Annotated in this window: 8 protein-coding genes; 6 read left to right on the top strand and 2 right to left on the bottom strand. The window is 57.1% G+C overall.

Annotated elements, in window-relative coordinates; genetic code table 11:
- Positions 1 to 254 precede the first annotated feature (254 nt).
- From RCH87_RS00870 to RCH87_RS00845, 6 genes are all read left to right on the top strand, one after another.
- Positions 255 to 2,246, top strand: a complete 1,992-nt coding sequence (locus RCH87_RS00870) for an alpha/beta hydrolase-fold protein (RefSeq protein ID WP_306514863.1) — start codon at positions 255 to 257, stop codon at positions 2,244 to 2,246.
- A complete protein-coding gene (locus RCH87_RS00865) occupies positions 2,246 to 2,833 on the top strand; it encodes a hypothetical protein (protein ID WP_306514862.1) in 588 nt (195 codons plus the stop codon). Before RCH87_RS00870 ends, RCH87_RS00865 begins: the two co-directional genes overlap by 1 nt.
- 63 nt (positions 2,834 to 2,896) lie before the next feature.
- The gene (locus tag RCH87_RS00860; RefSeq protein ID WP_306514861.1) at positions 2,897 to 3,817 is read left to right on the top strand and encodes a cutinase family protein; all 921 of its coding nucleotides are present in this window, start codon (positions 2,897 to 2,899) and stop codon (positions 3,815 to 3,817) included.
- Positions 3,818 to 3,950: 133 nt separating this feature from the next.
- Positions 3,951 to 5,795 (top strand): FadD32-like long-chain-fatty-acid--AMP ligase, encoded by a 1,845-nt coding sequence (locus tag RCH87_RS00855; protein WP_306514860.1) that lies wholly within the window; start codon positions 3,951 to 3,953, stop codon positions 5,793 to 5,795.
- On the top strand, positions 5,796 to 10,745 hold the full coding sequence (locus RCH87_RS00850) for a type I polyketide synthase (RefSeq protein ID WP_306514859.1): 4,950 nt from the start codon (positions 5,796 to 5,798) through the stop codon (positions 10,743 to 10,745).
- Positions 10,746 to 12,290: an acyl-CoA carboxylase subunit beta gene (locus RCH87_RS00845; RefSeq protein ID WP_306514858.1), complete on the top strand. Its 1,545-nt coding sequence runs from the start codon at positions 10,746 to 10,748 to the stop codon at positions 12,288 to 12,290.
- A gap of 71 nt (positions 12,291 to 12,361) precedes the next feature.
- Here the strand turns inward: RCH87_RS00845 and RCH87_RS00840 are convergent, their stop codons facing one another.
- Both RCH87_RS00840 and RCH87_RS00835 read right to left on the bottom strand, forming a co-directional pair.
- Positions 12,362 to 12,742 carry a hypothetical protein gene (locus RCH87_RS00840; protein WP_306514857.1) on the bottom strand — a complete coding sequence of 127 codons (381 nt, stop codon included), beginning with the start codon at positions 12,740 to 12,742 and terminating at the stop codon, positions 12,362 to 12,364.
- A complete protein-coding gene (locus RCH87_RS00835) occupies positions 12,742 to 12,951 on the bottom strand; it encodes a ribonuclease PH (RefSeq protein ID WP_306514856.1) in 210 nt (69 codons plus the stop codon). The genes RCH87_RS00840 and RCH87_RS00835 overlap by 1 nt, the downstream gene beginning before the upstream one ends.
- Positions 12,952 to 13,194 lie beyond the last annotated feature (243 nt).

Genomic DNA, 13,194 nt, shown 5'->3' with positions numbered 1-13,194 from the left:
CGATAATCAGGGCACTGATTATTCGTTGACCAGGCTGATTCCCGCGGTAACTACTGCGTGAGGAACAGCCTGGTTTTTCTTATGTCTTTTTCTGGGAGTTTTCGGAGTGTCTGCACAAAAACCCAATTGTTAAACCTAAACTTTAGACTTGAAAACTATGCGAGTAGGCCAGCCACATCCCGGAAGCGGGGAACTTTCGGGGTGAGGGCAGGCCTGAATTCTGCCTACCCTGTACACACTCTCGAGGAATATTTATGCGCCTACACTCGTCTCCTTCCCCGTACACCCAATCTGTTGTCGGCAATGCACCAAGCCGCACGCGTACTTGGCTGAAAGCACTGGCAGTACCAACTGCTGTCGCAACTGGCATCGCGATGGTGCCAATCACGGTGCAAGCTCCGCTAGCGAATGCGCAAAGCTCGCTGCCAAGTAGCTCAAACCTGCTGCCACAAAACGATGGCATCACGGACTCGATTATCCCTGGTGAGGCGCCACAACGCAGTACGGTTGAGACGGAATATCCAAGCTCTGACGGTCTGCCGGAGGGCGTGGAGATTGATCGCGTGGAATACAAATCGCCACGGCATGCATTCGTCTACGTGAAATCTGCGGCGATGCCGGATCAGGAAATGAAGTTCCAGGTATTGCTGGCGCGTGATTATTACGCAAAGCCGGACCAAAAATTCCCAGAACTCTGGCTCATGGACGGTTTGCGCGCCCGGGAGACCGAATCTGGTTGGACCATTGCTACCGACGCAGAACGTTACTTCGCCGACAAGAACGTCAATGTGGTGATGCCGATCGGTGGCGAATCCTCCTTCTATTCTGACTGGGAAAAGCCTGACAATGGCAAGCACTATAAGTGGGAAACTTTCATGACGAAAGAAGTTATCCCAATCATGGATAACAAGTTCCGGTCGAATAAGCAGCGCGCGGTGGCCGGGCTTTCCATGGGTGCAACTTCAGCCATCAATATGGCGGAGCGCAACCCTCACCTGTTCAACTTTGCCGGTTCGTTCTCTGGATACCTCGACACCACTAGCCGTGGCATGCCAGAGGCTATTCAAATCGCAGTCTCCGACGGTGGAGGATACAACGCCGAAGCGATGTGGGGACCGTTGTACAGCCAGGGGTGGATCGATCATGATCCGAAGCTGGGTATCGAAGCACTGCGTGATATGAGCGTTTACGTCTCTGCGGGCAGCGGACAACCTGACTTCGGAGCAGCCAACTCCGTCGCCAAGCACGACCCAAGCTTGCCGGGCGTGGCTCTCGAGGTAATTTCTCGCATGTCCACGGAAACCTTCGTCAACCGTGCGAAAGCTGCAAACGTTGATGTGGTTGCGAAATTCCGCCCGACCGGTATTCACACGTGGGAATACTGGGAATTTGAGTTGAAGCAGGCCTGGCCATACATCGCGAACGCGTTGAATATCCCTGAGGAAGGACGTGCAGCGCAATGTGACGTCAAGGGTGCAATCAAGGCCGAGGTTGCTGGTCAAGCGCACTTCGAAGAATGCCTGACGAACGAATATCAGGTCGGAGATACTGATGGTGTGGCGCAGGACTTCACCGGAGGTACTGCTTATTGGTCGCCAGCCAATGGCGCGCACGGTGTGTACGGTGCGATTAACGCACGCTACGCGCAGCTGGGCGGTGCAACTTCCTGGTTGGGATTCCCGAAATCGGGCGAGCTGGGAACGCCAGATGGCAAGGGTCGTTTCGTACAATTCGAACACGGCAACATCTATTGGCACCCAGAAACCGGCGCCTGGGAAGTGCCTGGAGATCTGCTGGAAGGGTGGAAGGAATACGGCTACGAACAAGGCCGGAGCGGATACCCAACCGGGAAAGACGAGCACATTAACGGTGGCAAGGTGCAGCCGGTGCAGGACGGTTTCCTGACCCGCAACCGTGAGGGAAAGACTCACTTGGTCTTCGGCGCAATCGGCAAGAAGTATGCCACCGTTGACAAGGCTGATCTGGGCTTGCCAACCTCCAATGAAATCAAGATCAATGGCGGCTGGTTCCAGAAATTCGAAAACGGCAACATCTACTTCTCACCTGAATCCGGCGGCCACGTAATCAAATACGGCAAGATCTTTGATGAATGGGGTAAGCACGACTACGAGCAGGGCAAATACGGTTGGCCAACTGAAGATTTCACGAGCAAACCTGGTGTGAATGAGCAGAAGTTCCAAAACGGTACTCTGCAAGAAATCAATGGTGGCGTACGGGAGAAGTAATGCGGACTCGACGCAATGCTCATGCACACACGGTGCGCAGCCCACGTCCTCAAGCAGGCTTGGCAGCGATTCTGACGGCTGCTGGCCTAGCGCTTGCAGCTTGCGGCTCGGCGACGGTAGAAGACGAAGCTCCAGAAACTCTGAGCAAAACTTCTACCGAAACCAGCACGACAAAGAGCTCCGGCAGCTCGACGGCTAGCTCGTCTAAAGATAAAGACGGCAAAGACGCTAAAGACACCAAAAGCAGCACGACTGCCGCTCAATCTGGCAGCAATGCTGAACCCGCGCCGCAAGGATCAGCGGGTGGTGGCGCCACAGATCGTGGAGCACAGGAGATTCAAGAAATTCCCGAGGCTTCCGGTTTTGAGGGTGAAAACGCAGCATTCTTGGATGCGGTGCGTGAGCTTGGTGTCGATGTAGATGGCGTCGAAGGTCAAATCGTTTCTGCTGGGCATTTGGTGTGCAATGACCAGACCGCGATCCTGTATGCGGTGGCAGGCCAATTGATTGGGCAGGATCGCACTGACAGAGAATTCGAAGATTTGGCTGATACCTTAACGGAATCCGCGCGCGAAAACCTCTGCTAGATCTGCTGCAGGCCGGGCGCGGAGAAAACACAGCATTCCTGCTAAATCAAGAGATGTGAAGCTATGAGAAAAGTGCTCACGGTCATCGCCGTGATCGTCCTGATCGTGTTGATTGGTGCCGGGGTGGTGCAATACTTCTCCGATGGTGATGGCCCGGGCATCACGGATGACCAGGCAGGCCCCGCCGAGGAAGTCGAAGAGCCGTTACAACCTGAGTGGTGCCCGCGCGTGGAATTCATTTCTGCGCCGGGGACTTGGGAATCGGCAGCAGATGATGATCCGTTTCACCCGCAGGCGAATCCACATTCTTTCTTGTTGGGCGTCACCCAGCCACTGCAAGAACGTTACGCACCTGATGACGTGCGAGTCTGGACGCTGCCATATTCTGCTCAGTTTGCCAACGTGCAGAACGCGGATGCTCTCAGCTATGACGAATCCCGCGAGGAGGGCACGAACAAGGTCCGCGAGCGTTTGCGGGAAACCCACGCGGAATGTCCGCTGACGGACTTTGCGATGACCGGATTTTCGCAAGGTGCGGTGATTCTTGGCGATATCGCTAACGAGATCGGTAACCACCGGGGCATCATTCCACCAGAGCGCGTTCGTGGTATCGCTTTGCTTGCCGACGGACGCCGAACCCCAGATCAGGGCATTAACCCTGGTGCGCCGGTTGGAGGAGTTGGCGCGGAAGTTTCGTTGCAGGCGCTGGAAGGATTAGTGCAGAACGTGGCTCCGGGAGCTTCGATGCGTGGACCGCGCGATGGTTTTGGGGCCCTACAGGATCGCACATTTCAACTTTGCGCACCGAATGATCCGATCTGTGCTGCGCCCGAAAGCGTATTTGATGGTGTTGGACGTGCACTGGAATTGGCCAATAACGATAACGCGCACGCGCGTTATGGAAGTAATGAAGAAGTAATTTCAGGCACCACGGCAGACCAGTGGATTGTGAGCTGGGCCATCGATATTATTGAAGCTGAGTAACGAGTTCGGTTTCGTTTCCGATAGCACCTGGTAGTTGAGATTGTCGCGAGTCAACGTAGGCTAGACATTTAGATAACCAAACATTAATGACCGGTACGTGAGGTGCCGGCGTGAGCTCAGTAAAGGAATCACCATGGATCTCAAAGCAGCGATGAGCCAGTTCTATGACGGTCAGGGAAACCTGAAATTAGCTCCCCAGCTCTCTTTGGTGGGGCTGGCGGAATTGCTCTACCAGGGTGACCTGCACACGGGTGGTGCTGATCGGCACTGCTTGCGATTCTGGGATTATTCGCAATCGCGTGAGGGCACACCTGTTGATTACACCCGCCAAGAAATCAACATTCGGATTAAAACGGTGGCGGCACGGTTGCAACAAGTCGCGAAAATGGGCGACCGGGTGGCGATCCTGATGGGCAATTCGCCGGAATATATTTTCGGCTTCGTGGGTGCGATGTACGCCGGCATGGTTCCCGTGCCGTTGTATGATCCGAACGAACCTGGTCACGAAGGCCACCTGACGGCGGTGTTCGCTGACTGTGGTCCGAAGCTGGTGTTGACCAACCGTCCGTCGGCAGCCGCGGTGCGCGATCACTTCAAAAAGCTTCCGGCCCGCGAACGTCCCCGTATCTTGGCTGTCGATTCACTGCCGGATTCACTGGCAGATTCTTATGTCAATCCGCAGCAAACCATTGAAGGTCAGCAGCGCATGGCATCGTCGACGGTGATGCCGATTGATGAGCCTGCATTCCTGCAGTACACCTCAGGTTCAACGCGTACCCCAGCCGGTGTGGAGCTGACCAACCGGTCGATTCTGACCAACGTGCTGCAGATCTTTGAGGCTGCGCGCCTGCGCCTGCCGCTGCGATTGGTTTCTTGGCTGCCATTGCACCACGACATGGGCATCATTCTGAACCTTTTCGCCACCATCATGGGGCTGCGCACCGAATTGATGTCCCCGAAAGACTTCATCCAGCAACCATCTCGATGGACCCGGATGATGTCGGCCCGCGAGGGCGATGACCACAACGGTGTATATACCGTCATCCCGAACTTCGCCTTGGACCTCGCGGTGCGCTACGGCAACGAGGAAGGCCTTGATTTCTCTAATATCAACGGCATCATCATCGGATCTGAGCCGGTAACCGTGAAAGCCTTGAACTCTTTCCTCGATGCCTTCGAGCCGAAGGGCTTGACCCGACGCATGCTGCGTCCGTCGTATGGTCTGGCAGAAGCCTCACTGATGGTGACCACCCCACAGACCGAAGATCGTCCGAAGATCAAATACTTTGACCGTGCAGAAATCTCCGGAGGCAAAGCCGTCGAGACCGGCAGCGAGGATGGCGTGGCATTCATTTCCAACGGTGAGGTAGTGCGCCCGCAATTTCTCACCATCGTTGACCCGGAGACGAAAGCTGAACTGCCAGATTCTACCGTCGGCGAGGTTTGGTGCCACGGTGACAACATGGCCGCGGGCTACCTCAACCGTCCAGAAGAGACTGCTGCGACCTTCCACAACACCATCGGCGAGCGCCTGGATGATTCCCGGGCCGCGGCTGCTCCCGCTGATAACTGGATGGCCACTGGAGACCTGGGCGTGATCATCGACGGTGAACTATATATCACCGGACGTCTGAAGGACATGATCATCATTGCTGGACGCAACCACTATCCGCAGGATATTGAGCACACAGTGATGATGGCGAGCGAACATGTGCGCAGTGATTCGGTTGCTGCCATCGCTATTACTGCCGACAACACCGAGGAATTGGTGCTGTTGGTCGAGCGCGCAGATAATGCCGAAGTATCCGGTGACCAGCAGGCAATCACCGACATTCGTGCCGAGGTCACCGCCCGCCACGGCGTGCGGCCGTATGATATTCAGTTCTTGGCTCCAGGCGAGCTCTCCCGCTCGTCGGCAGGCAAGATCGCGCGGCAGGTAGCAAAGAAAAAATATGAGGGATCTAAGGGAGAGGCCTAAATGACAGTAGAACAGCTGAAGAGCTGGCTGACCGAATGGGTGGTGAAGGTCACCGACCTTCCTGTTGAAGAGGTATCGGAACACAAGCCGCTGGAAGCGCTGGGGCTTTCTTCGCGCGATGCGGTAATTTTGTCGGGCGAATTGGAAACCTTGCTGGACACCCGGCTGGATCCGACCATCGCCTATGAATACCCCACCATCGCGTCGTTGGCTCAACGGCTGGTCGACGGTCCCGATGCGGGCAGTGCTCGGGCTGGCATCTCCCAACAGTCGTATGATCGCGCCGGGCTAGCAGCTGACGGTTCCGGTGCATGGGGGTCTGCATCCGGTGGCTATCGTGGCGATATCGCTATCGTTGGCATGTCTGCGCGGTTCCCGCAGGCTGATGGCCTCGAGGAATATTGGAAGTTACTGGTAGAAGGCCGCACCGCCACCGGTGAGCTGCCGCTGGGTCGCTGGAGTGAATATGAAACTGATCCAGTGATGTCAGCGAAGATGGAAAAGATCAATCTGTCTGGCGGCTATTTGGATGACATCGCTAGTTTCGATCCGGAGTTTTTCGGTCTTTCGCCGATTGAAGCGACCAACATGGATCCGCAGCAGCGCATCATGCTGGAACAAGCCTGGTACGCACTGGAAAACGCACATTTGCCGGCCAATGAGCTCAAGGGCAAGCCGGTTGGTGTGTTCGTCGGTAGTTCGAACAACGACTACGGCATGTTGATCGCCGCAGATCCGGCTGAGGCTCACCCCTATGCGCTCACTGGTACCTCTTCTGCGGTGATCCCGAACCGTATCAGTTACGCTTTCGACTTCCGTGGCCCATCGGTCAACGTGGATACCGCTTGTTCTTCGTCGCTGGTCTCTGTCCACCAAGCCGTTCGTGAACTGCGCTATGGCTCCTGCGACCTGGCTCTTGCTGGTGGCGTCAATATTTTGGCTTCGCCGTTTGTTTCTACTGCTTTCGGCGAGCTGGGCGTGATTTCTCCTTCAGGCGCTATTCATGCGTTTTCGGATGATGCCGACGGCTTCGTTCGTGCCGACGGTGCTGGTTTCGTGGTGCTCAAGCGGCTTGCCGACGCCGAGGCAGCCGGTGATGAGATCCTGGCAGTGATCAAGGGCAGCGCGATGAACTCCGATGGCCACTCGAATGGCCTGACGGCACCAAACCCTGAGGCTCAAATCGACGTGCTGCGCAGGGCTTATTCTGATGCCGGGATTGATCCGTCCACCGTCGATTACGTCGAAACACATGGCACCGGCACTATCCTCGGCGATCCGATCGAAGCGAGCGCACTGGGCGCTGTGCTGGGGCCGAACCGGGAGACAGACACCCTGATCGGTTCGGTGAAGTCGAATATTGGACACACGGAATCCGCCGCAGGTGTCGCTGGCCTGATCAAAACGGTACTGGCGATCCAGAACGATACCCTGCCACCGTCGGTGAATTTCTCGGAGCCGAACCGCTATATCGATTTCGCAAAAGAACGCCTAGAAGTGGTGGAAGACCCTCGCGAGTGGCCTTCTGAGAACAAGATCGCCGGTATCTCCGGCTTTGGTTTCGGTGGCACGAATGCGCACGTGGTGGTGCAAAAGTACGACGGTTCTGCGGGCGTGGCTACGGAAACCCAGGCACGCCTGAATAGCGACAACGTGGTGCTGCCGATTTCCGGCATGGTTCCGTCGCGCCGTCGGCAAGCAGCCGCGGATTTGGCAGATTACCTGGAAAAATCTCAGGGTGAGAAGAACTTTGACCTGACTGCTATCGCGCGTACCTTGGCCACACGCAACCATGGACGCTCACGCGCAGCTGTAGTCGCGGCGAACCCGGATGCGGCCATCACCCGGTTGCGTAAGCACGCCGAGAACAAGTCCGCGACCTCGGTGGTTGCTGCGGATTCGCCGGAAACTCCCGGACCAGTCTTTGTTTATTCTGGCTTCGGCTCCCAGCACCGCAAGATGGTTAAGGACCTGCTGGAACAATCTCCACGCTTCGCTGCCCGTTTGGCGGAGCTCGACGAGATCGTGGACTTCGAGGGCGGTTGGTCCGTGCTTGAGCTGGTGCGCGACGACGAGCAAACCTACAACACGGAAACCGCGCAGGTAGCGATCACCGCCATTCAGATTGCGTTGACGGATCTGCTGGCAGAGTGCGGCGCGCGCCCGGCTGCCGTCATTGGAATGTCGATGGGGGAGATCGCCGCTGCGTATGCTGCCGGTGGTTTGCGTGCCGAAGACGCCATGCTGATTGCTTGTCACCGAGCCCGATTGATGGGCGAGGGTGAAAGCTTGCTGACGGGCGATGCGCAAGGTGCGATGGCGGTCGTGGAGTTGTCCGCCGAGCAGATCGCCGAATACGCCGCGCAAGAAGAATTCGCCGGTGTTGAACCAGCCGTGTATGCCGGGCCAGGCATGACGACGGTCGGCGGCCCGCGCGCGGCGATCTTGCGTCTGGTGGAAAGGCTGGAAGACGAAGGCAAATTCGCCCGCGCACTCGATGTGAAAGGCGCCGGGCATACCTCAATGGTGGAGCCACTGCTCGGCGAGCTCGAAGGCGCCATCGCTGGTATCGAGCCGCAGCCGCTGCACACCCCGCTATTTTCTTCGGTGGATAAGATCCAGCACCAGCGTGGTGCAGTTGTGCACGACGATAATTACTGGTTGCAGATGACACGCCAGCCGGTGTATTTCCAGGATGCGGTAGCTAGTGCATTGGCTCATGGCCACAACACGATGGTGGAGATCAGCCCGAATCCCGTTGCGTTGATGGGCATGATGAACACGGCCTTTAGCTTGGATAAGGCTAATGCCAAGTTGCTTAAGACTCTGAAGCGTAAGGAAGATTCCGCGCAGAACCTGCTCGCTTTGTTGGCGCAGCTTTATGTTCTGGGGCAACCCGTTGATTTCTCGCCACTCTACGGTGCCGGCGCTTATGCTAGCGTGCCGAACACGCGCTTTAAGCGGCAGCGTTATTGGACCAACGCCCGCCCGAGCGCCGGAGCGGCTGGCTTGCCGGGCGCTCGGGTGAATCTGCCGGATGCGCGCACAGCGTTTTCAGTCAATGCTGATCAAGTGCCGTCTGCTTTGGCATTGTTAGAGACTGCTGCCGAGGCAGTAGTGCCTGGTGCTCAGCTGGTGGCTGCGGAAGAATTCCGAACCCTGCCTGCTCAAGGCGAAGTCACCACGATTGCCCAGCGCAACATCGGTGGTGTGGCGTTGAGCGTGCACGATATGACCGCAGGTGTGGTGGTCGCGGAAGGCTTCGCCACGACGTTGGCGCTTGGCGACGGCGCCGCGGGTACACAGTCATCGAACCTGGGTGTTGCCCCGATTCCGCAGTCACCGCTGTCCATGACAACGGCAGGGGGCGCGGGCGTAGATAAAAACGCGCCAGGCTCGGCCACCACTGGTGAAAATGCTTCTGGGGCAGTCGCAGGCGTCGGCGGCCTGGGCATGCCGGGGGCTGATTCCGCGGTGCGCTGGGACCCAACAACCGAAACCGTCGAAGAGCGCCTGCGCGCGATCGTTTCGGAATCGATGGGCTATGACGCCGAAGATTTGCCTGGTGAATTGCCGTTGATTGATCTCGGCTTGGATTCGTTGATGGGCATGCGGATTAAAAACCGTGTGGAAAATGATTTCCAGATTCCACCGTTGCAGGTACAAGCTTTGCGTGATGCCTCAGTCGCTGACGTGGTGGAGATGGTCAACCAGGCGGTTGCCGAACGCGGCAGCAGTGTGGCTGCACCAACCGAATCCACGGGAAGCAATGCGGCTGGTGCTGATGCAACGGTGCCAGATGCAACAACAGATTCAGCCGAGCAGGGCTATGCCACGCAGGCAGAAGGCGTCGGCGTGGCGCCACGAGATGCCGCAGAGCGCCTGGTGTTTGCTACCTGGGCTAGCTTGACTGGCCGCGCGGCCGCAGGTGTCACCAGCACGTTGCCGGAGATCAGCGGCGAAGTCGCCGGTAAGATCGCCGAGCGTCTGAGTGAACGCAGTGGTATGAACATTGAGGCTGAGCTCGTCGGCAAGGCAGAAAACCTGGAAGAAATCGCCAACGTGGTGCGCGAGGGCCTGGAAACCGACGTCGAAGGCAATATTCGGGTGCTGCGTGAGGGCAGCGCCGAAGCGCCGGTGGTGTTCATGTTCCACCCGGCCGGTGGTAGTTCGGTGGTGTATCAGCCACTGGCGCGCCGTTTGCCGCAGGAGATTTCGGTCTATGGCGTGGAGCGGCGTGAAGGCAGCTTGGAAGAGCGCGTTGCGGATTACCTGGGCGATATCCGGAACTATGCGAAGGGACGCCCGGTCATCCTGGGTGGTTGGTCCTTTGGCGGTGCGTTGGCCTATGAGGCTGCGTCGCAGTTGCTTGCCGACGACTCCACCCACGGCATTGACCTCGCCTATATTGCGTTGTTGGATACCACCCAGCCGTCTGAGCCGATTCCGGACACCTTGGAGGAGACCAAGGCCCGCTGGGAGCGCTACGCCGCATTCGCGGAACGCACCTACGGCTTGGACTTCCCGGTACCGTACGAATTGTTAGAAACCGCAGGCGAGGAAGCCTTGATGCAGATGCTGGAGCAGTTCCTGGCTAGCTCCGATGCTTCTGAGCATGGGCTCTCCGCGGGTGTTTTGGAACACCAGCGCGCCAGCTTCGTGGACAACATGATCCTGGGCAAGCTCGATTTTGCGCGTTGGGCGGATGTGGACCTGCCGGTGCTGTTGTTCCGCGCGGAACGTATGCACGATGGTGCAATTGAATTGGAGCCACGCTACGCCGATATTGATCCGGATGGCGGCTGGGGTGCTATCGTCGATGAGTTAGAGATCGTTCAGTTGCCGGGTGATCACCTGGCGGTGCCGGATGAGCCAGCGATTGGCATCGTCGCAGAGCATATGGACCGTTGGATGAAGAGCAAGATCCCCGCTGCACGGGAGGAGCACTAGGTGACTAATACCGCCGAGAAACTCGCTGACCTGCGTCGTCGTTTAGAAAAGGCGCAGGATCCTGGTTCGGAGCGGGCGCGAGCGAAGCGCGACGAGGCCGGGCGCACCACTCCCCGGCAACGCATTAATGCTTTGCTTGACGACGGCTCCTTCATGGAGGTTGGCGCGCTGGGTAAGACCCCGGGCGATGACGATGCGGTGTACTCGGATGGTGTGGTCACTGGTTATGGACGCATCGGTGGCCGTCCGGTCTGCATTTATGCCCACGATAAAACGGTCTACGGCGGTTCCGTCGGTGTGACGTTCGGCCAAAAAGTCACGCAGGTGATGGACATGGCTGCGCGCATCGGTTGCCCGGTGATTGGTATCCAGGATTCTGGCGGCGCGCGGATTCAGGATGCGGTGACGTCGTTGGCGATGTATTCCGAGATCGCGCGTCGGCAGATGCCGCTGTCGGGTTATGCGCCACAGATTTCCATCATGATGGGTAAGTCCGCTGGTGGTGCGGTGTATGCCCCGGTCACCACGGATTTTGTTATCGCGGTGGATGGCGAGGCCGAAATGTATGTCACCGGCCCAGCCGTGATCAAAGAGGTCACCGGCGAGGAAGTCAGCTCTGCGGAACTCGGTGGTGCGCGCCAGCAGGAACGCAACGGCAACGTGCAGGCCGTCGTCGATAGTGAAGAGGACGCCTTTGAGCTGGTCCGTGATCTTTTGGATCACCTGCCGTTGACCTGCCATGATCCCGCGCCGTCGTTTTTGGCGCCTAGTGACGAAGAAGTCGCTAACACTCCCGAGCTCGATGAATTCATGCCGGATGACACCAACGCTGGTTACGACATCATCGACGTGCTGAAGTTGCTGGGCGACGACGATCAGCTGATTGAATTGCAGGCGAACTTCGCGCCGAATATGGTCACCGCCTTTGGTCGTATTGATGGCCAAGCAGTGGGCTTTGTGGCGAATAACCCGATGCACTTTGCCGGTTGTATTGATGCCGATGCCGCCGATAAGGGCGCGCGGTTTATCCGTATTTGCGATGCTTACAATATTCCGCTGATCTTTGTTGCCGATACCCCTGGGTATTTGCCGGGTGTGGAGCAAGAAAAGGCCGGGTTGATTCACCGCGGCGCTGGTTTTGCCTTTGCCTTGGTGGAGGCCACGGTGCCGAAGATTTCGCTGGTGGTGCGCAAAGCCTACGGTGGCGCGTATGCGGTGATGGGGTCGAAGAACTTGTCCGGTGATATCAACTTTGCGTGGCCGACCGCGCAGATTGCGGTGATGGGTGCGGCCGCGGCCGTCGTCATGATCCAGGGCAAGCAGCTGGAGCAAACCCCGCCGGAACAGCGCGGGTACATGAAGAAAGTGTTTATGGACTTTTACGACGAGAATATGACCTCGCCGTATGTGGCTGCGGAACGTGGTTATATTGATGCAATGATCCAGCCTTCGGAGACTCGGCTGAAGCTGCGGCAAGCACTACGCCAGTTGGCGACTAAGCACGTGGAAGACTTGCCGAAAAAGCACCCGATCGCGCCTATGTAGGTGGAGTTCTGCGGCTACCAAAGGGGCACCTATTTGCTGCTCAACGCTGTTGGCGGAGCTCTTGATTTGGTTTAGAGTGCAGCGAGTTTTTGGGCCCTTTGGTAGGACACACCAAGAATTTCTCCCATATCGCGTACAGTCATTCCGTCCTCTTTCATCGCGAGAGCCACATCGCGGGCACTTTGCTGCGCTTCAGCTGCAAGCTTTTCAGCCTGTTCGCGTTGCATTTCAGCACGTGCCTTTAACTCGGAAATATTCGCGGGAAGAATGACATCAACGACAACGTTGATCTCGTCAGGACTGGTACCTGCTTGATATGCCATAGCTTCCCGCATTTCTTCTGCTGCGTGAGCTAATCGTCTAGTCTGCGAGACAACTCCTAGTTCAACACATTCCAAGACCCATACTCCGCTGCCCCCGCGCTCAGCGGTTACTGTGTACGTTTTTTCCATTATCTCCACCAACCTTTTCCCAACTCTTGTGCAAATTGATCGAAAAACCTCTTAACGGTGAGGTCATCAATTTCTCGGTGCCTACCCAATGTTCGGGTTGTATTGCCCACTCGGTAGGCATCGTGGCGAGTAAGGGCAATTTCTTCAAATTCAAGACCGCGCCGCTTTGCTTCAGTTTTCAGCTTCTTGATAACGGCGGTTCGTTTCATGAAACTAGTCTACTTTGAGGCGACTATTCAAGTCAACCAATGGTAGACATTTCTATCCTTGTTGCGGTGTATTCTATAGAATGCACCGTTCCGCAGAGTGCACCGTATGTGAGACGGGCGCACAACCAGAAGCGTTCCTGATGATCCAGCCTTCGGAGGCCCGGTTGAAGCTGCGGCAAGCGCTACGGCAGTTGGCGACTAAGCACGTGGAAGACTTGCCGAAAAAGCACCCGATCGCGCCTA

The sequence above is a fragment of the Corynebacterium sp. genome (genome assembly GCF_030826625.1).
GTDB lineage: Bacteria > Actinomycetota > Actinomycetes > Mycobacteriales > Mycobacteriaceae > Corynebacterium.
Note: the sequence above shows the minus strand (reverse complement) of the source record. Positions and strands in the feature narration are given on the sequence as shown.

Bases quoted from the DNA above. Each gene is read 5' to 3' on its own strand.
- RCH87_RS00870 (WP_306514863.1), top strand. From the start codon at position 255: ATGCGCCTACACTCGTCTCCTTCCCCGTACACCCAATCTGTTGTCGGC.
- RCH87_RS00835 (WP_306514856.1), bottom strand. From the start codon at position 12,951: ATGAAACGAACCGCCGTTATCAAGAAGCTGAAAACTGAAGCAAAGCGG.
- RCH87_RS00855 (WP_306514860.1), top strand. From the start codon at position 3,951: ATGGATCTCAAAGCAGCGATGAGCCAGTTCTATGACGGTCAGGGAAAC.
- RCH87_RS00865 (WP_306514862.1), top strand. From the start codon at position 2,246: ATGCGGACTCGACGCAATGCTCATGCACACACGGTGCGCAGCCCACGT.
- RCH87_RS00840 (WP_306514857.1), bottom strand. From the start codon at position 12,742: ATGGAAAAAACGTACACAGTAACCGCTGAGCGCGGGGGCAGCGGAGTA.
- RCH87_RS00860 (WP_306514861.1), top strand. From the start codon at position 2,897: ATGAGAAAAGTGCTCACGGTCATCGCCGTGATCGTCCTGATCGTGTTG.
- RCH87_RS00850 (WP_306514859.1), top strand. From the start codon at position 5,796: ATGACAGTAGAACAGCTGAAGAGCTGGCTGACCGAATGGGTGGTGAAG.